The sequence below is a fragment of the Microbacterium sp. MYb64 genome (assembly GCF_002979495.1).
GTDB lineage: Bacteria > Actinomycetota > Actinomycetes > Actinomycetales > Microbacteriaceae > Microbacterium > Microbacterium azadirachtae_A.
This window is the reverse complement of record NZ_PCOW01000009.1, coordinates 77,341-95,574: the sequence shown is the minus strand read 5'-3', so window position 1 is coordinate 95,574 and position 18,234 is coordinate 77,341. Positions and strand designations below refer to the sequence as shown.

Annotated in this window: 17 protein-coding genes; 8 read left to right on the top strand and 9 right to left on the bottom strand. The window is 69.0% G+C overall.

Annotated features, from left to right (window positions below; genetic code table 11):
- Nucleotides 1-76: 76 nt before the first annotated feature.
- Both CQ044_RS10310 and CQ044_RS10305 read right to left on the bottom strand, forming a co-directional pair.
- Nucleotides 77-952: an Fpg/Nei family DNA glycosylase gene (locus CQ044_RS10310; protein WP_105688385.1), complete on the bottom strand. Its 876-nt coding sequence runs from the start codon at nucleotides 950-952 to the stop codon at nucleotides 77-79.
- 80 nt (nucleotides 953-1,032) lie between these two features.
- On the bottom strand, nucleotides 1,033-1,602 hold the full coding sequence (locus tag CQ044_RS10305) for a GNAT family N-acetyltransferase (protein WP_105688384.1): 570 nt from the start codon (nucleotides 1,600-1,602) through the stop codon (nucleotides 1,033-1,035).
- A gap of 231 nt (nucleotides 1,603-1,833) precedes the next feature.
- Here CQ044_RS10305 and CQ044_RS10300 point away from each other — a divergent pair, with 231 nt between their 5' ends.
- Nucleotides 1,834-2,676: an endonuclease domain-containing protein gene (locus CQ044_RS10300; RefSeq protein ID WP_105688383.1), complete on the top strand. Its 843-nt coding sequence runs from the start codon at nucleotides 1,834-1,836 to the stop codon at nucleotides 2,674-2,676.
- A 75-nt stretch (nucleotides 2,677-2,751) separates the two neighbouring features.
- Here CQ044_RS10300 and trpS read toward each other — a convergent pair whose 3' ends face one another.
- From trpS to sdhC, 7 genes are all read right to left on the bottom strand, one after another.
- Nucleotides 2,752-3,762 (bottom strand): tryptophan--tRNA ligase, encoded by a 1,011-nt coding sequence (trpS, locus tag CQ044_RS10295; RefSeq protein ID WP_105688382.1) that lies wholly within the window; start codon nucleotides 3,760-3,762, stop codon nucleotides 2,752-2,754.
- Between the two features lie 67 nt (nucleotides 3,763-3,829).
- A complete protein-coding gene (locus CQ044_RS10290) occupies nucleotides 3,830-4,723 on the bottom strand; it encodes an exodeoxyribonuclease III (protein WP_181158271.1) in 894 nt (297 codons plus the stop codon).
- Nucleotides 4,724-4,733: 10 nt separating this feature from the next.
- The gene (locus tag CQ044_RS10285; protein ID WP_258133247.1) at nucleotides 4,734-5,954 is read right to left on the bottom strand and encodes a YihY/virulence factor BrkB family protein; all 1,221 of its coding nucleotides are present in this window, start codon (nucleotides 5,952-5,954) and stop codon (nucleotides 4,734-4,736) included.
- A 110-nt stretch (nucleotides 5,955-6,064) separates the two neighbouring features.
- Entirely contained in the window at nucleotides 6,065-6,838 is a 774-nt protein-coding gene (locus tag CQ044_RS10280) for a succinate dehydrogenase iron-sulfur subunit (protein ID WP_105688380.1), read from the bottom strand.
- Entirely contained in the window at nucleotides 6,838-8,664 is a 1,827-nt protein-coding gene (gene sdhA / locus CQ044_RS10275; RefSeq protein WP_105688379.1) for a succinate dehydrogenase flavoprotein subunit, read from the bottom strand. Before sdhA ends, CQ044_RS10280 begins: the two co-directional genes overlap by 1 nt.
- 70 nt (nucleotides 8,665-8,734) lie before the next feature.
- Nucleotides 8,735-9,190 carry a succinate dehydrogenase hydrophobic membrane anchor subunit gene (locus tag CQ044_RS10270; RefSeq protein WP_105688378.1) on the bottom strand — a complete coding sequence of 152 codons (456 nt, stop codon included), beginning with the start codon at nucleotides 9,188-9,190 and terminating at the stop codon, nucleotides 8,735-8,737.
- The gene (gene sdhC, locus CQ044_RS10265) at nucleotides 9,190-9,624 is read right to left on the bottom strand and encodes a succinate dehydrogenase, cytochrome b556 subunit (protein ID WP_258133246.1); all 435 of its coding nucleotides are present in this window, start codon (nucleotides 9,622-9,624) and stop codon (nucleotides 9,190-9,192) included. The genes CQ044_RS10270 and sdhC overlap by 1 nt, the downstream gene beginning before the upstream one ends.
- Nucleotides 9,625-9,823: 199 nt before the next feature.
- Between sdhC and CQ044_RS10260 the strand changes: the two genes are divergently transcribed.
- From CQ044_RS10260 to CQ044_RS10230, 7 genes are all read left to right on the top strand, one after another.
- Nucleotides 9,824-10,939: a mannose-1-phosphate guanylyltransferase gene (locus CQ044_RS10260; protein ID WP_105688376.1), complete on the top strand. Its 1,116-nt coding sequence runs from the start codon at nucleotides 9,824-9,826 to the stop codon at nucleotides 10,937-10,939.
- A gap of 212 nt (nucleotides 10,940-11,151) precedes the next feature.
- Nucleotides 11,152-12,267: a BMP family protein gene (locus CQ044_RS10255; protein ID WP_105688375.1), complete on the top strand. Its 1,116-nt coding sequence runs from the start codon at nucleotides 11,152-11,154 to the stop codon at nucleotides 12,265-12,267.
- Nucleotides 12,268-12,381: 114 nt separating this feature from the next.
- Nucleotides 12,382-13,896: an ABC transporter ATP-binding protein gene (locus tag CQ044_RS10250; RefSeq protein ID WP_045270852.1), complete on the top strand. Its 1,515-nt coding sequence runs from the start codon at nucleotides 12,382-12,384 to the stop codon at nucleotides 13,894-13,896.
- Nucleotides 13,893-15,200, top strand: coding sequence for an ABC transporter permease (locus CQ044_RS10245; RefSeq protein ID WP_105688374.1), 1,308 nt, complete (start codon nucleotides 13,893-13,895; stop codon nucleotides 15,198-15,200). Before CQ044_RS10250 ends, CQ044_RS10245 begins: the two co-directional genes overlap by 4 nt.
- Nucleotides 15,197-16,483 carry an ABC transporter permease gene (locus tag CQ044_RS10240; protein ID WP_105688373.1) on the top strand — a complete coding sequence of 429 codons (1,287 nt, stop codon included), beginning with the start codon at nucleotides 15,197-15,199 and terminating at the stop codon, nucleotides 16,481-16,483. Before CQ044_RS10245 ends, CQ044_RS10240 begins: the two co-directional genes overlap by 4 nt.
- 10 nt (nucleotides 16,484-16,493) lie before the next feature.
- A complete protein-coding gene (locus CQ044_RS10235; protein WP_105688372.1) occupies nucleotides 16,494-16,910 on the top strand; it encodes a cytidine deaminase in 417 nt (138 codons plus the stop codon).
- On the top strand, nucleotides 16,907-18,199 hold the full coding sequence (locus CQ044_RS10230) for a thymidine phosphorylase (RefSeq protein WP_105688371.1): 1,293 nt from the start codon (nucleotides 16,907-16,909) through the stop codon (nucleotides 18,197-18,199). The genes CQ044_RS10235 and CQ044_RS10230 overlap by 4 nt, the downstream gene beginning before the upstream one ends.
- The last annotated feature ends 35 nt before the right edge of the window (nucleotides 18,200-18,234 follow it).

The following is an 18,234-nucleotide window of genomic DNA, read 5'->3' as shown; positions in this document are numbered from 1 at the left end:
TCTCAGCTTAGTCAACGCGCCGGTGCTGGTTTCATTCCGGTGGATGGTTCTGTGACACCCCATGTCGCGCGCGGCGTCACTTCAGCAGCCGGGACAGCCGACGGTCCGCGAGCACCTTGCCGCCGGTCTGGCAGGTCGGGCAGTACTCCAGCGACCGGTCGGCGAAGAACACGCTGCGCACCGTGTCGCCGCAGACCGGGCATGCTTCGCCGCGGCGGGCGTGCACCTGCATGCCGCGCCGCTTCGCGTCCTTGAGGTCGGCGGGCGGCTTGCCGCTCGCCTCGGCCACGGCTTCGCGGAGCGTCGACTGCATCGCGTCGTAGAGCCGGGTGACGTCGGCATCGCCGAGGCCCCCGGCAGGTGCGTAGGGGGACATCCGGGCGGCGTGCAGGATCTCGTCGGAGTAGGCGTTGCCGATGCCGCCGATCACGGCCTGGTCGCGCAGCAGGCCCTTGATCTGGGTGCGCCGCCCGTCCAGCAGCGCCGCGAACACCTCGCGCGAGAACGACGGATCAAGGGGATCTGGGCCCAGCCGCGCGATGCCCGGAACGTCGGCCGGATCCCGGACGACGTACACCGCGAGGGACTTCTTCGTGCCGGCCTCCGTGAGGTCGAAGCCGCTCCCGTCGTCGAAGGCGATCCTCAGCGCGATCGGCGACTTGCCGGGGCGGATCAGCGTGGTGGGCAGAGCGTCGTACCAGCGCAGCCATCCGGCCTTGGCGAGGTGGAACACGAGGTGCAGGTGCGGCTCGGCGTCGCTCTCGAGCGTCAGATCCAGGAACTTGCCGTGCCTCTCCGCACCCTCGATGCGCGAGCCCGCCAGCGCGGTCACGGGCGGGTCGAAGGTCTTGAGCGCGGCGATCGCCGACACCGAGGCACGCGTGATGGTGAGCCCGACCGCGCGTTCCGCGAGGAAGTCGACCAGCCCCTGCACCTCAGGCATCTCCGGCATGCGTTCATCCTGCCACCCCTGTCCGACATCGGGGCAGGCCGGTCCGGATGCCGCCCGGTGGTGCGGCCGGGGAGGAGGCCTCAGCCGAGGTCGATCGGCCAGGCGACCGGCGTGCGGTCGTCCGTCCGCAGAAGTCCCGCCACCCAGCCGTCGTCCCGGCCCCGAGGGCTGGTCAGGAACCGGCGGTGAGTCCCCTCGAACCGGAAGCCGAGGGCACGGGCGCTGCGCGCGGACGGGATGTTGCCCACCACGGCGCGCCAGCCGATGCGGGCGAGCCCGAGCTCGGCGAAGCCCCAGTCGATCACGGCGCGGGCGGCCTCGGTGAGGTAGCCGTGACCGCGAGCCGGGGCCGCGACCCAGTACCCGAGCTCGGCGTCTCCGCCCGTCCTGTGGTCGGCGATGTGGTGCAGCCCGATCGAACCGACCAGGACGTCGTCCGCGAACACCGCCCACACGGTCTCGGATCCGTCCTCCCACCACTCGCCGACGAGCCGGATGAAGTCCTCGGCATCCTCGCGCGCATAGGGGCTAGGAACGGTCGTCCAGCGCGGGATCTCCGGATCCTGGCACGCCTCGGTGATCGCATCCGCATCCGCCGAGGTCGGGGCGCGCAGGACCAGTCGCTCCGTGCGGAGGGTTGCGGGTTCCATCGACCCAGCCTAGGCGGGGAGTAGGCCGCGGTCTCGCTTCCCCCTCGCCACGAACTCAGTCGATTCGGGCCGCCTCGTCGTTCTCGGCCGCGGCATCGCCCGGATCGACTGAGTTCGCAATGGTGGACCGTCGTTCTCGTTCGTCCTCCACAGATGTGACAGCGGCCCGATTGCGCACCAGTTTCGTCGGGGCGCCCCCGAGACCGTCGAGGACTCGCCATCCTCGGGTCCATGATCGACCAGCGATTCCGGACATTCGAGCTCCGTGCCGAGGGGCACACCGGCAGGGACATCACCGAAGCGGTGCGGCATGGCGTGCTGATCCGGCTGAGGAAGGGGCAGTACACGGTGGCGGGCAGCGCTGTCCCGGCGGTCCGGGCCGGGCAGCTGGGCGGACGTGTCGATTGCGTCAGCGCACTCGCGCTCGCCGGCGTGTTCGTGCGGGCGAGCCACCCCCTGCACGTGCAGATGACGCCGCATTCCTCGCGGCAGATCCGTCCGCCACGCGGAATCGTGCGGCACTGGCGTGCGTGCTCGGCGCCGTGGAATGACCTGGAAGTTCCCATCGTCGAGGCACTCGCACAGGCGATGTCCTGCCAGGAGCCACGAGATTCCGTGGCATCGCTGGACAGCGCGCTGCACCAGCGCCTGATAGATCTCGATGGCCTCGAGGAGGTGTTCGAGATCGCCCCTCGGCGCATGCGGGCCCTGCGCCGGATGGTCGATGGGCGGGCAGAGTCCGGTCCGGAAACGCTGGTGCGCATCGCCGCCAGGACTTTGGGGTTCGCCGTCGTGCCCCAGGTCGAATTCGGCTTCGCCCGTGTGGACATGGTGCTCGATGGCTGGCTGGTCGTCGAATGCGATTCGAGGGCGCATCACGAGAGCTGGAAACAGCGGCTCCGCGACTACGAACGGGATCGCCGTCTGGCGGCATGGGGATTCTGCGTGCTGAGACTCGTCGCCGAAGACATACTGTACGACCGGGAAGCTGTCGTCCTGGCGCTTCGGGGTCTGCGCGGGCTCCGGCGGGCGCGACGGCTCGTCGTTCCGAACTCAGTCGATTTCGGCGCTTGATGCGCCGCGATGCACGATGGCGCACGGAATCGACTGAGTTCGACGCGTAGGACGTCCTGCAGACGACCGGTCGCCTCAGAGCACGACGCGGCGGAGCAGACCCACCTTGTCGTAGACCGCGGCGAGGGTCCTGTCGGCGACCTCGTCGGCACGGGCCGCGTTGGCCGCGAGGATGCGGTCCAGCTCTGCAGGGTCGGCGAGCAGCTCGTTCGCGCGTTCGCGCACCGGGCCGAACTCGTTCACGACGACCTCGGCGAGACCCTTCTTGAAGTCGCCGTAGCCGCGACCCGCGTACTCGTCCTCGATCGAGGGGATCTGGCGGCCGGTGAGCGCCGCGTAGATCGTGAGCAGGTTCGAGACGCCGGGCTTGTTCTCGCGGTCGTACCGGACGGATCCTTCGTTGTCGGTCACGGCGCGCATGATCTTCTTCGCCGACTTCGCCGGGTCGTCCAGCAGCCACAGCACGCCGGCGTCGGTCTCGGCCGACTTCGACATCTTCGAGGTGGGGTTCTGCAGGTCGTAGATCCGCGCGGTGTCCTTCTGGATCACCGGGATCGGCACGACGAACGTCTCACCGAAGCGGGAGTTGAACCGCTCCGCGAGATCGCGCGTGAGCTCCACGTGCTGCTTCTGGTCGTCGCCCACCGGCACGACGTCGGTCTGGTAGAGCAGGATGTCGGCGGCCATCAGCACGGGGTAGGTGAACAGGCCGACCGAGGTCGCGTCCGCGCCGAAGCGCGACGACTTGTCCTTGAACTGGGTCATCCGGCCGGCCTCGCCGAAGCCGGTGATGGTGCTGAGGATCCAGGCGAGCTCCGCGTGTGCGCGCACGTGCGACTGCACGTACAGCGTCGACTGGGAGGGCTCGATCCCGGCCGCGATGTACTGCGCGGCGGTGCGACGGGTCTTCTCGCGCAGCTCGGCCGGATCCTGCGGCACGGTGATCGCGTGCAGGTCGACGACGGAGAAGAACGCGTCGTAGGAGTTCTGCAGGTCCCGCCACTGCAGCAGGGCCCCGATGTAGTTGCCGGCCTGGAGGGAGTCGGCGGAGGGCTGCATTCCGGAGTAGAGGCGGGGTTTCGTCACGGATCAATCCTATGGTGACCGTGACGAGCACCCGACCGTCTCCCGGCGGCGGGGACCGGGCTGAGACTCAGAACGTGTAGTCGACGAGCACCGGGGTGTGATCGCTCCACCGCTCGGCGTAGGTCGCGGCGCGGGCGACGCGGTAGTTCGTCGCACGGGCGGCGAGCGGCGCCGAGGCGAGGTGGTAGTCGATGCGCCAGCCGGAGTCGTTGTCGAAGGCCTGGCCGCGCATGGTCCACCAGGTGTACGGGCCCGCGACCTCGCCGGCCGCGACACGTCCCACGTCGACCCAGCCGAGGCCCTTGCCGCCGCCCTCCGCGGCGTAGGGGCGGGTGTCGCTGAGCTGCCCGACCATTCCCCGGCCGATGCCCTCCTGACCCACGGCCGGCTCGCCGGCGGCGCCGAGGAAGCGGTCGAAGTAGGCCCGCTCGCGAGCCAGATAGCCGGACTTCTTGACGTTGCCCTTCCAGTTCAGGATGTCGAGGGGCCGGTGACCCACGTTGAGGTCGCCCGTGACGAGGGCGAGGGCGCCGTCGGCGCCCAGCTCGCCCATGCGCGTGGTCATCGCATCGAGGAACTTCCACTTCTCGTCCTGCTTCGGAGTGTCGGCCTCACCGCTGTGCACGTAGGCGCTGACGACCGTGAGCGGCGAGCCGCCGAGCGAGAAGTCGGCCTCGAGCCAGCGCCCCTTCGAGTCGAAGTCCTCGGCGCCCAGTGTCGTCCGGGAGGCGAGGGCGGGCTCGCGGCTCAGCACAGCGACGCCCGCGCGGCCCTTGGCCGTGGCCTCGTCGTGCAGGATCGACCAGCCGGGGAACGCCGCCTCGAGGTGCTCGTCCTGCGCGCGCACCTCCTGCAGGGTGAGCACATCGACGCCGGCGTCGTCGAGCCAGCCGTGCATTCCATTGCGGACCGCGGCGCGGATCCCGTTGACGTTGACCGTGGCGATACGCAGGTGGGGCATGGCTCCCAGCCTAACGAGCGCCCCCGACATCGTCGTTCCGGCGCGGAGCCCGCTCCCGCCGCGGACCTTCGAGCAGCAGGCCGAGCATGCCCTCCTCGTCCTCCGCGGGAGCGGCGGCCGCCTCGTCCGCGAGCGCGTCGCCCCATTCCTCGCGGGCCTCGCGCACCGCGCGCGCCGTCGCGCGCCGACGCCACCACGGCGCGGTCTCGTGCTCCTTCTCCGCGCGGCGCAGCCGCACCTCCGCGGCGAGCACGAGCGCTGCCAGCTCCGCGCGGTGCGCGGCGTCCTCGTCGACCTCCTGCAGCGGCTGATCCCGATCCTCGGCGGTCAGCGCGATCCACGCCGCGGCGACCAGGATCACGACCGCCACCCAGCGGCACCACAGCAGCATCGCGATGATCACCGCGAACGTCGCGAGCAGAGGATTGTTGGGGGAGTGCGCGAGCAGCAGGCCGGCGCCCAGCTGCAGCACCACGACGGCTCCGCCGCCCAGCATCGACCCGGGCAGGATCGTGCTCCAGGCGAGCCGCGTGCCGGTGAGGAACCGTACGAGCAGCGCGATCGCCGCGGAGTCGATCGCGAACATCACCACGACCGAGCCCAGCCGCGTCACCACATCGAAGACCGTGGTGCCGACGTGCCAGCCGAACAGGTCGAACACCTGCCGCAGCGCCCAGACGCCGACGAAGCCGAGGACGGACCCGGCCAGCAGCGCGAGTCCGAAGGCCGCCCCTGCGAGCCCGTCGCGCACTTTCAGCAGCACGAAGCTGCGGTTGTCGTAGGGGAGCCCGAAGATGTCGCGCACCGCGCGCCGGGTGAAGGTCACGGCGGTGATGCCGGTCCAGGCGACGACGCCGGCGGCGACGATGCCGGTGATGCTCAGCACGTTCGTGGCCTCCGCGGCGAAGCCCTGCACGGCATCGGGATGCACGAGCCCGTTCTCGCCGATGATGCCGTGGATGTAGCTGTTCGCGATCGCCGTCACCAGGGCGATCGCCTGGTCGCTGCCGCCGAGCCAGAGCCCCGCAGAGGCGAACGCGAGGTAGAGGAGCCCGAACACCGCGAACAGGCCCTGATAGCTCATCCCGGCGGAGAGCAGGAAGCCGTTGCGCTGCAGGAACCGCCGCCATACCCGGATCGGGAAGGCCTGCATCGTCCGCCGCGTGATCGCCGCGGCCCGCTCGATGGGCGCCTCGAAGCGCGCACGCAGCTCCGGCTCCGAATCCACCACGATCTCACCCTAGCGAGTGCTCCGCGGTCGCCTGCCGCCGAGTGGGGGAGACGCGGAGAGGCGCCACCCGCACGGGGTGGCGCCTCTCCGGAGGTGCGGAACGGGTCCTGTTACGGACGACCGCGCAGGACGGCCTGCTTGACCTCGGCGATCGCCTTGGTGACCTCGATGCCGCGGGGGCAGGCCTCGGTGCAGTTGAAGGTCGTGCGGCAGCGCCAGACGCCCTCCTTGTCGTTGAGGATGTCGAGGCGCACGTCGGCGGCGTCGTCGCGCGAGTCGAAGATGAAGCGGTGCGCGTTCACGATCGCGGCGGGGCCGAAGTACTGCCCGTCGGTCCAGAACACGGGGCACGACGAGGTGCACGCGGCGCACAGGATGCACTTGGTGGTGTCGTCGAAGATCGCGCGGTCGGCGATCGACTGCACGCGCTCCTTGCCCTTCTCCGGCTCGCTGGTGGTCAGCAGGAACGGCTTCACCTCGCGGAACGCGGCGAAGAACGGATCCATGTCGACGACGAGGTCCTTCTCGAGCGGCAGGCCCTTGATCGCCTCGACGTAGATCGGCTTGGAGATGTCCAGGTCCTTGATCAGCGTCTTGCAGGCGAGGCGGTTGCGGCCGTTGATGCGCATCGCGTCGGATCCGCAGATGCCGTGCGCGCAGGAGCGGCGGAACGTGAGGGATCCGTCGACCTCCCACTTGATCTTGTGCAGCGCGTCGAGCACGCGGTCGGTCGCGTAGAGCTCCACGTCGTAGTCGACCCAGTGCGGCTCGCTGTCGACCTCGGGGTCGAAGCGGCGGATGTTGAACGTGACGAGGAAGGACTGCACGCCGGTGTCTTCGACGACGGCCTCAGAGACGACTTCCTCAACGACGGCGGCGGACATCAGTACTTCCTCTCCATCGGCGGGTAGTTCAACTCGCCCTGCTCGTTCTTCGTGAACACGACCGGCTTCCAGTCGAGCTTGATGTGGTCGCTCGGCGTCGACGAGTGCGGGTCGCCGGTCAGGTACGCCATCGTGTGCTGCATGTAGTTCTCGTCGTCGCGCTTCGGGAAGTCGTCGCGCATGTGGCCGCCGCGGCTCTCCTCGCGGTTCTGCGCGGCGTAGACGACGACCTCGGCGATGTCGAGGAGGAAGCCCAGCTCGACGGCCTCGAGCAGATCGGTGTTGAACCGGCTGCCCTTGTCGTCGACGTGCACGTTCTTGTAGCGCTCGCGGAGCTCCGCGATCACGCCCAGCACGTGCTGGAGGGAGTCGTGCGTGCGGAACACCTGCGCGCCCTTGTCCATCTCCTCCTGCAGCTTCTTGCGCAGCACGGCGATGCGCTCGGTGCCCGCGTTGTTCCGCAGGCCCTCGAGCATCTCCTTGACCGCGGTCTCCGGCGCCTCGGGGAGGGGCAGGAACTCGGCCGTCTTGACGTACTCGACGGCGTTGCGGCCGCTGCGCTTGCCGAACACGTTGATGTCCAGGAGCGAGTTCGTGCCGAGGCGGTTGGCGCCGTGCACCGACACGCAGGCGCACTCGCCCGCGGCGTACAGACCGGGGACGATCGTGTCGTTGTCGGCGAGCACCTCGCCGCTGTTGTTGGTCGGGATGCCGCCCATGGCGTAGTGCGCGGTCGGCATCACGGGGACCGGCTCGACGACGGGGTCGACGCCGAGGTAGGTGCGCGCGAACTCCGTGATGTCGGGGAGCTTGGTCTCCAGGACCTCGGCGCCGAGGTGCGTGCAGTCCAGCAGCACGTAGTCCTTGTGCGGGCCCGCTCCGCGGCCCTCCGCGACCTCCTGCACCATGCAGCGAGCGACGATGTCGCGCGGTGCGAGGTCCTTGATCGTGGGGGCGTAGCGCTCCATGAAGCGCTCGCCGGAGGCGTTGCGCAGGATCGCGCCCTCACCGCGTGCGCCCTCGGTGAGCAGGATGCCGAGACCGGCGAGGCCGGTCGGGTGGAACTGGAAGAACTCGAGGTCCTCCAGCGGCAGGCCCTTGCGCCACACGATCCCGACGCCGTCTCCGGTGAGGGTGTGCGCGTTCGAGGTGGTCTTGAAGATCTTGCCGAAGCCGCCGGTCGCGAAGATCACGGCCTTGGCGTGGAAGACGTGCAGCTCACCCGTGGACAGGTCGTAGGCGACCACGCCGGCGATGCCGGTCTTGCCCGCCTCGTCCTTCACCGTGATGAGGTCGAGCACGTAGAACTCGTTGAAGAAGTTGATGCCGAGCTTCACGCAGTTCTGGAACAGCGTCTGCAGGATCATGTGACCGGTGCGGTCCGCCGCGTAGCACGCACGCCGGACGGGCGTCTTGCCGTGCTCGGCCGTGTGCCCGCCGAAGCGACGCTGGTCGATCTTGCCCTCGGGCGTGCGGTTGAACGGAAGGCCCATGTTCTCGAGGTCGATGACCGCGTCGATGGCCTCCTTGGCGAGGATCTCCGCCGCGTCCTGGTCGACGAGGTAGTCGCCGCCCTTGACGGTGTCGAAGGTGTGCCACTCCCAGCTGTCCTCCTCGACGTTCGCGAGCGCCGCGGCCATGCCGCCCTGCGCCGCGCCCGTGTGGGAGCGGGTGGGGTAGAGCTTCGAGATCACCGCGGTCTTCGCGCCGGGGCCGGCCTCGATCGCCGCTCGCATCCCGGCGCCGCCGGCGCCGACGATCACGATGTCGAACTGATGGTGGTGCACGCCGTTCTTGACGACGGAATCCTGGGTCTCAGTGGTCACTGGTTCTGCCTATTCTCTGAGCTTTCTCGCCGCTGCCGCGGGGGAGCTTGTCTCGTCGCCGATCGCCGGGCTATTTGCCCAGCGCCTTGCAGGTGTCCCACATGGCGCCGCTCTCGAACACGCCGTTGCAGGGGTCGAAGGTGAACACGACGAGGGTGCCGAGCAGGATGAGCAGCGCGGTGGCCAGGCCGAGCACGACCAGGATCGTCTTTCGGACACCCGAGTGGCCGACGTAGTCGTTGACGACCGTGCGCATGCCGTTGGCGCCGTGGATGAGCGCCAGCCACAGCATCAGCACGTCCCACCACTGCCAGAACGGCGTCGCGTACTTGCCGGCGACGAACGCGAAGTCCAGGGCGTGGATGCCCTCGCCGAGCATGAGGTTGACGAACAGGTGGCCGAAGATCAGCACGACGAGCACGACGCCCGACACGCGCATGTAGATCCAGCCCCACTTCTCGATGTTGAAGCCCTTGTTGCGGCGCGGAGCCGCCATGTGCTGCGTGGTGAAGACGTCAGCGGCCATCAGCTCGCACCTCCCACGTGCGAGAACACGTTGATCAGGTGGCGCGGTGCGAAACCGGCCATCAGCACCAGCCAGAGGCCGATGACGATCCAGAACATCTGCCGCTGGTACTGGGCGCCCTTGGACCACACGTCGACCAGGATGATCCGCAGGCCGTTGAGCGCGTGGAACACGATCGCGGCGACGAGCACCGTCTCGCCCAGCCCCATGATCGGGTTCTTGTACGTGCCGAGAACGGCGTCGTACGCCTCCGGCGAGACCCGGATGAGCGACGTGTCGAGCACGTGCACCAGGAGGAAGAAGAAGATGGAGATTCCGGTGATGCGATGCAGAACCCAGGACCACATGCCTTCGCGACCCCGGTAGAGGGTGCCGCGCGGCGTCTTGGACGTGGTTTCCGCAATCGAAGGTGTCAAGCGAGTGCTTGCGGACACAGTCGTCCTCCCTGATCGATAGCGAAGGATCGCGGCGCGCAGGCGTCCGATCCCCCTCATCCTATTCCTGTCAGCTGGCTGGGAGCGACGAAGGCGACCCTTAGCACGATGCGCTTCTGCGATCGGAACCATGCACGATTGCGATCGTGCGCGCGGGCTCGGAGGAGTCGCTCGGGGGGCGCTCGCTACTCTGGTGACCATGCGCGAGCCGATCCCCGACTTCTACGCCGTCATCCCCGCAGGGGGCATCGGGAGCCGGCTGTGGCCGCTGTCCCGCGCGGACGCGCCGAAGTTCCTGCACGACCTGACCGGCTCTGGACAGTCGCTGCTGCGCGATACCTGGGACCGGATCGAACCGCTCGCGGGACACGACCGGATCGCGGTCGTGACGGGTCGTGCGCACCGGGCCGCCGTCGAGGCGCAGCTCCCCGGCATCCCGGACCGGAACGTGTTCCTGGAGTCGGAGCCGCGCGAGTCGGCAGCGGCGATCGGACTCGCCGCGGCGATCCTGCACCGCCGCGAGCCGGACGTGATCATCGGATCCTTCAGCGCCGATCACGTCATCCGCAGCACCCGCAAGTTCGAGTTCGCCGTGCGCGACGCCGTCGAGGTCGCACGGCAGGGGTTCATCGTCACGATCGGGATCACCCCGACCGAGCCCGCGGTCGGCTTCGGCTACATCAAGCAGGGCGAGGAGCTCGACGTGGACGGCGTGCGCGAGGCGTCGCTCGTCGAGCGGTTCGTGGAGAAGCCAGATCTGGCCACCGCGAAGACCTACTACGAGGACCGCAGCTACCTCTGGAACGCGGGCATGTTCATCAGCCGCGCCGACGTGCTGCTGGCGGAGCTCGAGCGGCACCAGCCCGCGCTGCACGCGGGGCTCCTCGAGCTCGCAGAGGCGTGGGACGATCGCGATCGCCGTGGAGCGGTCGTCGACCGGGTGTGGCCGGCGCTCCCGAAGATCGCGATCGACTACGCCGTCGCCGAGCCGGCGGCCGAGGGCGGCCGGCTGGCCGTCGTGCCCGGCCATTTCGACTGGGACGACGTGGGGGACTTCGCCTCGCTCACCAAGCTCATCCTCAACGGGCGCAAGAACGACCTGGCCGTGCTCGGCCCCTCGGCGCGCGTGCTGTCGGACGCGGCGAGCGGGATCCTGGTCAGCCAGACCTCCCGGGTGATCAGCCTGGTCGGGGTGCAGGACATCGTCGTGGTGGACACCCCTGATGCGCTGCTCGTGACCACCATCGAGCACGCGCAGCGGGTGAAGGGCGTCGTGGAGTCGCTCAAGCTCAACGGCCGCGACGACGTGCTCTGACGCGCCGGCGGTTCATCAGCAGATGCGCACGACTCTGCACGAAAGCAGGGATGGTCAGAGTGATCTGCTCATATGAGCACGGACGAGCGCATGTGATCTCATGTTTGTAACCATTGACTCCAGCGACACGGACGAGGATGCCCGATCCCCGTCATAGTCGGTAACTTTCAAGTGACCCGCGATGGCCGCGGGCTCGTGTTCTGGAGGCCCGAGTGACCATCTCCCTCACCAAGAAGCTGATCGGCGCGACCGTCGCGGCCGGTGTCATCGTCGCCCTCGCAGGTTGCGGTTCCGCTCCTGCCCCGGCGAGCTCGAGCGCGGCGAAGCCCGCCGACGCCAACTTCAAGCCCTGCCTCGTCTCCGATAGCGGCGGGTTCAACGACAAGTCCTTCAACGAGTCGGCCAAGAACGGCATCGAGAAGGCCGGCAAGGACCTCGGCGTCAAGCCGATCACGGTCGAGTCCAAGGCGGACGGCGACTACAAGCCGAACATCGACTCCCTCATCGCGGGGAAGTGCACGCTGATCATCGGTGTGGGCTTCAAGCTGGACCAGGCGATCGCTGACGCGGCCATCGCCAACCCGAAGCTCAACTTCGGCATCATCGACTCGATGGCCGACCCCAAGAACACCGGAAAGCCGGCGGCGCCGAACATCAAGCCGCTGCTGTTCGACACCGCTCAGGCGGCCTACCTCGGCGGCTACGCCGCAGCGGCCTGGTCGGCGCAGTCCGGCGCGAACAAGGTCGGCACCTTCGGCGGCATGAAGATCCCGCCCGTGACGATCTTCATGGACGGCTACGTCGACGGCGTCAAGAAGTACAACGAGGACAAGGGCGCGAACGTCGCCGTCGTCGGCTGGGATAAGGACAAGCAGGACGGCTCGTTCACCGGCGCGTTCCAGGCGAACGACGTCGCCAAGCAGACCGCGAACTCGGTGCTGGACCAGGGCGTCGACCCGATCCTCCCCGTCGGCGGCCCGATCTACCTCTCCGCGAGCGCGGCGATCAAGGACGGCGGCAAGAAGACGGTCATGCTCGGCGTCGACTCCGACCTCGCCGTGGCCGACCCGTCGGTCGCCGACCAGATCCTGGTCTCGATCATGAAGCGGATCGACGACGCGGTGTACAGCACGGTCACCGAGACGGCGAAGGGCTCCTTCGACCCGACGGCGTACGTCGGCACCCTGGAGAACAACGGCGTCGGCCTGTCGTCCTTCCACGACTTCGAGAGCAAGCTCCCGAAGGGCCTGACCGACGAGCTGAAGGCGCTGCAGGACAAGATCATCAAGGGCGACATCAAGGTCGTGTCGCCCAGCTCCCCGAAGTAATCCCCCTTCGACGCGGGACGTTCCGGTCCGCCGCCGCAGCCTGATGGCTCGACGGGCGGGTCGGACGTCCCGCGCTCTTCTTTGAGACACGCCTTCCCGGATAGGGTCACCACTATGAAGCTCGAGCTCCGCGGCATCACCAAACGCTTCGGATCCCTTGTCGCCAACGACCACATCGACGTGGTCGTCGAGGGCGGCGAGATCCACGCCCTGCTGGGCGAGAACGGGGCCGGCAAATCGACCCTGATGAACGTCCTCTACGGCCTGTACCAGGCCGATGAGGGCGAGATCCTGCTCGACGGCGTGCCGCAGCACTTCCGCGGCCCCGGCGACGCGATGGCGGCCGGCATCGGCATGGTGCACCAGCACTTCATGCTCATCCCGGTGTTCACCGTTGCCGAGAACGTGATGCTCGGGCACGAGCAGTCCAAGGCGCTCGGCGTGCTGGACATCGCGGCCGCCCGTGAGCACGTGCGACAGGTCGCCTCCCGGTTCGGCTTCGAGGTCGACCCGGACGCGATCGTCGGCGACCTCCCGGTCGGCGTGCAGCAGCGCGTGGAGATCATCAAGGCGCTGAGCCGCGACGCGAAGGTGCTCGTCTTCGACGAGCCGACCGCCGTGCTCACGCCGCAGGAGACCGACGAGCTCATGGAGATCATGAAGCAGCTGCGCGATGAGGGCACCGCCATCGTGTTCATCACGCACAAGCTGCGCGAGGTGCGCGCGATCGCCGACAAGATCACGGTGATCCGGCTCGGCAGGGTGGTCGGCGAGGCCGACCCCAAGTCCTCGAACACCGAGCTCGCATCGATGATGGTCGGCCGTGCGGTCGAGCTCACGGTGCACAAGGATCCGCCGAAGATCGGCGAGGGCGGGCTGCGTGTGAAGGATCTGCGCGTGATCGCCCCGGACGGCGTCGTCGTCGTCGACGACGTGAGCTTCGAGGTGCACCCCGGCGAGGTGCTCGCGATCGCGGGCGTCCAGGGCAACGGGCAGACCGAGCTCGCCGAGGCGATCATCGGACTCGGCACCAGGGTGACGGGATCCATCTCGCTGAACGGCGTCGAGCTGGTCGGCCGCAACGTGCACCAGGTGCTCGACGCCGGAGTCGGCTTCGTACCGGAGGACCGCAACGAGGACGGCCTGGTCGGCGCGTTCTCCGTGGCAGAGAACCTCATCCTCGACCGCTCGGACGACCCGGCGTTCAGCCGCTTCGGGACGATCCTGCGCGGCGTGCTGGACGACTTCGCGAAGAAGCGCATCTCCGAGTTCGACATCCGCACCCAGGGGCCCGGCCAGGCGGCCGGCTCGCTGTCCGGCGGAAACCAGCAGAAGGTCGTGATCGCGCGCGAGCTCAACCGCGACCTCAAGCTGCTGCTGGCATCGCAGCCGACTCGCGGCGTGGATGTCGGATCCATCGAGTTCATCCACAAGCGCATCGTCGCCACCCGCGATTCCGGAATCCCCGTGGTCGTGGTGTCGACCGAGCTCGACGAGGTCACCGCCCTCGCCGACCGCATCGCGGTCATGTATCGCGGACGCGTCGTCGGGATCGTCCCCGGAGACACCCCGCGCGATGTGCTCGGCCTGATGATGGCCGGCGAGAACCCGACGGAGGCTGCCGCATGAGCACCGCGACCGAACCTCAGACGCCGGCGCCAGAGCCGCCGATGACCCGCAACATCCAGGAGGTGCCGGTCTCGAACCGCGTGCTCCGGGAGATCCTGCGCGGCAGCGCGGTCACCACGGTGCTCGCCATCGTGCTCGCCCTCGTCGTCGGCGGCGTACTGATCGCCATCACCAGCCCCGATGTGCAGGCTGCGGCCGGCTACTTCTTCGCACGCCCCGGAGACACCCTGGGGGCGGCGTGGACGGTCGTGGCCGGCGCCTACACGGCCCTGTTCAACGGATCCGTCATCGACTTCAGCGCCACCGACTTCTGGTCCGCGGTCAAGCCTCTGGGCAGCACGATCGCGTTCGCGGCGCCGCTCATCGCCGCCGGTCTCGGCATTGCGGTCGCGTTCCGGGTCGGTCTGTTCAACATCGGCGCGCGCGGCCAGATGCTCATCGCCTGTGCGGCAGCGGCCCTGGTCACGTTCCAGCTCAACCTGCCGCCGATCATCCAGATCCCGCTGACCCTCATCATCGGCATCGCCGCCGGCGCACTCTGGGGCGGGCTCGTTGGACTGCTCAAGGCGCGCACCGGCGCCCACGAGGTCATCCTCACGATCATGCTCAACTACATCGCCTTCTACCTGGTGACGTGGCTGGTGCAGGTGCCGCAGCTGCTGCAGCGGCCGGGGCAGATCCAGCCGATCTCGCGGCCGACTCCGGCGAACGCGGTGCTGCCCAAGCTCCCCGGCCTCGACCTGATCGACTGGGGCTTCCCGATCGTCATCGTCGCGACGCTGTTCGTGTGGTGGCTCGTCGAGCGTTCGAGCCTCGGCTTCCGGATGCGGGCGGTGGGGGAGAACCCCAGCGCCGCACGGGCCGCGGGCATCAGCGTCCCGCGCGTGTACATCTACGCCATGCTGTTCTCCGGCGGGCTCGCGGGCCTGGCCGGCATGTTCCAGATCCAGAGCACGATCACGGGCGGGTTCGACGGCGGCATCGACGCCGGCATCGGGTTCACCGCGATCACGGTCGCGCTGCTCGGTCGCAGCCGCGCCTGGGGCACCTTCTGGGCTGGTCTGCTGTTCGGCGCACTCAAGGCCGGATCGTTCCCGATGCAGGCGCTGCAGTCGATCCCGGTCGACATCGTGCTGGTGGTGCAGTCGCTCATCGTGCTGTTCATCGCCGCGCCTCCGCTGATCCGCACCATCTTCTTCCTGCCCAAGGACGACTCGGAGCGCTCGCAGCGCGCCAAGGCGCGGATCGCGCGACGGGCTTCGAAGAACTCCGATTCCTCCGACACGAAGGCGGCGGCCGCATGAGCACCTCCCTCACCTCGGCGCCTGCCCTCGACGCGCCGACCGTCGTCAAGGTCCGCTCGCTGAAGACGCCGATCACGCTGCTCGCGATCGTCGCGCTCCTCGGCCTGCTGTTCCTGTTCGCGCCCCGTTACGGGACCACGACCTTCCGCCTGTCCGAGGCGAGTGCGGCGATCCGCCTGGGCGACATCCCTGTGCCGGCAGGTCCGCTGCTGTGGATCGCGTGGGCGCTCGCACTCGTGCTCGGCGTCCTCGCGCTCGTCGCGGCGCTGCAGTACCGCAAGATCTCGCTCTGGCTGCCGATCGTGTACGCCCTGCTGGCGATGACGGCGTTCCTCACCTGGGCCGGCGCCGGCGCCGGTGGCGCGATCACCCTGACCGGCCTGCTCGGCGGATCCATCTCGCTCGCGGTGCCGCTCGTGTTCGGCGCCCTCGCCGGCGTGATCGGCGAGCGCGCGGGCGTCGTGAACGTCGCGATCGAGGGCCAGTTCCTGCTGGGCGCCTTCACCGCGACGATCCTCGGATCCCTCACGCACAATCCGTTCGTCGGCCTCATCGGCGCGATGTTCGGCGGCATCCTCATCTCGCTCGTGCTGGGCGCCTTCGCGATCAAGTACCTGGTCGACCAGGTGATCGTCGGCGTCGTGCTCAACGTCTTCGCCTCCGGTCTGACCGGCTTCCTCTACCAGGGCGTGCTCGCCCCGAACGCGCAGACGCTGAACAGCCCGACCCGGTTCTCGCTCATCAAGATCCCGATCCTCGGCGACATCCCGGTGATCGGCCCCGCGCTGTTCAACCAGACCTTCCTCGTCTACCTGATGTACGTCGTGGTCGCGCTCGTCGCGTGGGCGATGTATCGCACCCGCTGGGGGCTGCGCGTGCGCGCGGTCGGCGAGCACCCGCACGCCGCCGACACGGTCGGCATCAAGGTCAACCCGACGCGGTTCTGGAACCTGCAGCTCGCGGGCGCCATCGCCGGCATCGGCGGCGCCTACTTCACGCTCGTCTCGGTGCCGCAGTTCACCAAGGACATGACCGCCGGCCTCGGCTTCATCGCGCTGGCCGCAGTGATCTTCGGCCGGTGGGATCCGGTGCGCGCGGCCCTCGCCGCCCTGCTGTTCGGCTTCGCGACGAACCTGCAGAACCTGCTCACGGTGCTGCGCACGCCGATCCCGGGCGAGTTCATGCTGATGCTGCCGTACGTCGTGACCATCCTCGCCGTGGTCGGCTTCGTCGGCCAGATCAAGGCGCCGGCGGCCGACGGCAAGCCGTACATCAAGTCCTAGGGGGACGTTCATGGACATCGACTGGGACGAGCTCCGCCGCGTCGCCGACGAGGCCCAGCGGAAGGCCTACGCGCCGTACTCGCACTACCGGGTGGGCGCCGCGGCGCTCGTCGACGACGGCCGGATCGTGTCCGGCTGCAACGTGGAGAACGCCTCCTACGGCGTCACGCTGTGCGCCGAGTGCGCGATGGTCGGCGACCTGTTCATGTCGGGAGGCGGGCGTCTCGTCGCGTTCCTCTGCGTGAACGGCGAGGGCGAGACCATCATGCCCTGCGGCCGCTGCCGTCAGCTGCTGTTCGAGCACTCCGCACCGGGGATGCTGCTCGAGACCGTGTCCGGGATCAGGACCATCGACGAAGTTCTGCCCGACGCGTTCGGGCCGAGCGCCCTTCGACGGGCTCAGGGACCGAATGGAGAAGGACGTTGAGTGTTGAGCCTTTTGATGCCGTCGACGTGATCCGCGCCAAGCGCGACGGCGGGACCGTGCCGGAGCCCGCGCTGCGCTGGATGGTCGACGCCTACACGCGCGGCTACGTCACGGATCCGCAGATGGCCTCGTTCGCGATGGCCGTGTTCCAGCGCGGCATGGAGCGCGACGAGATCCGCGTGCTCACCGACGCGATGATCGCGTCGGGGGAGCGGATGAGCTTCGCCGCCCTCGGCAAGAAGACGGTCGACAAGCACTCCACCGGTGGCGTGGGGGACAAGATCACGCTGCCGCTCGCGCCGCTCGTCGCCTGCTTCGGCGTGGCGGTCCCGCAGTTGAGCGGGCGCGGCCTCGGTCACACCGGCGGCACCCTGGACAAGCTCGAGGCGATCCCCGGCTGGCGCGCCGCGCTCAGCAACGAGGAGATGTTCGCGCAGCTGCAGGGCGATGTCGGCGCTGTGATCTGCGCGGCGGGATCCGGCCTCGCCCCGGCCGACAAGAAGCTCTACGCGCTGCGCGACGTCACCGGCACGGTCGAGGCGATCCCGCTGATCGCCTCGAGCATCATGTCGAAGAAGATCGCCGAGGGCACCGACGCGCTCGTGCTGGACGTGAAGTTCGGATCCGGCGCCTTCATGCAGGACATCGACCGCGCCCGCGAGCTCGCCCGCACGATGGTGGCGCTCGGCACCGACTCCGGCGTGCACACCACCGCGCTGCTCACCGACATGAACGTCCCGCTCGGACTCGCGATCGGCAACGCGAACGAGGTGCGCGAATCGGTCGAGGTGCTCGCCGGGGGCGGCCCGGCCGACATCCGCGAACTCACCCTCGCCCTCGCCCGGGAGATGCTGGCGCTCAGCGGCCAGCCCGACGCGGACGTGGAGCGGGCGCTCGACGACGGCCGCGCGATGGACTCGTGGAAGGCCATGATCCGTGCGCAGGACGGCGACCCGGATGCGGCGCTGCCGACCGCGCGCGAGACGCACACCGTGACCGCCCCCTCGGACGGATTCGTGACCCGCATGGACGCGCTGCCGTTCGGCATCGGCGCCTGGCGCCTCGGTGCGGGCCGCGCCAGGGCCGAGGACGCCGTGGTGTTCGCCGCGGGCATCGACCTGCACGTGAAGCCCGGCGACGCCGTGCGCGCGGGGGATCCGGTGTTCACGCTCTCGGCCGACGACGCGGCGCGGTTCGACCGGGCCCTGGACGCCGTCGACGGCGCGTGGGAGATCGGCGCGGAGCACATCGAGCGCGCGCCCCTCGTGCGAGAGCGCATCACGGCCTAGGCTGATTCCGGGCGCGGCGTCCGCGCGGCGCCCTG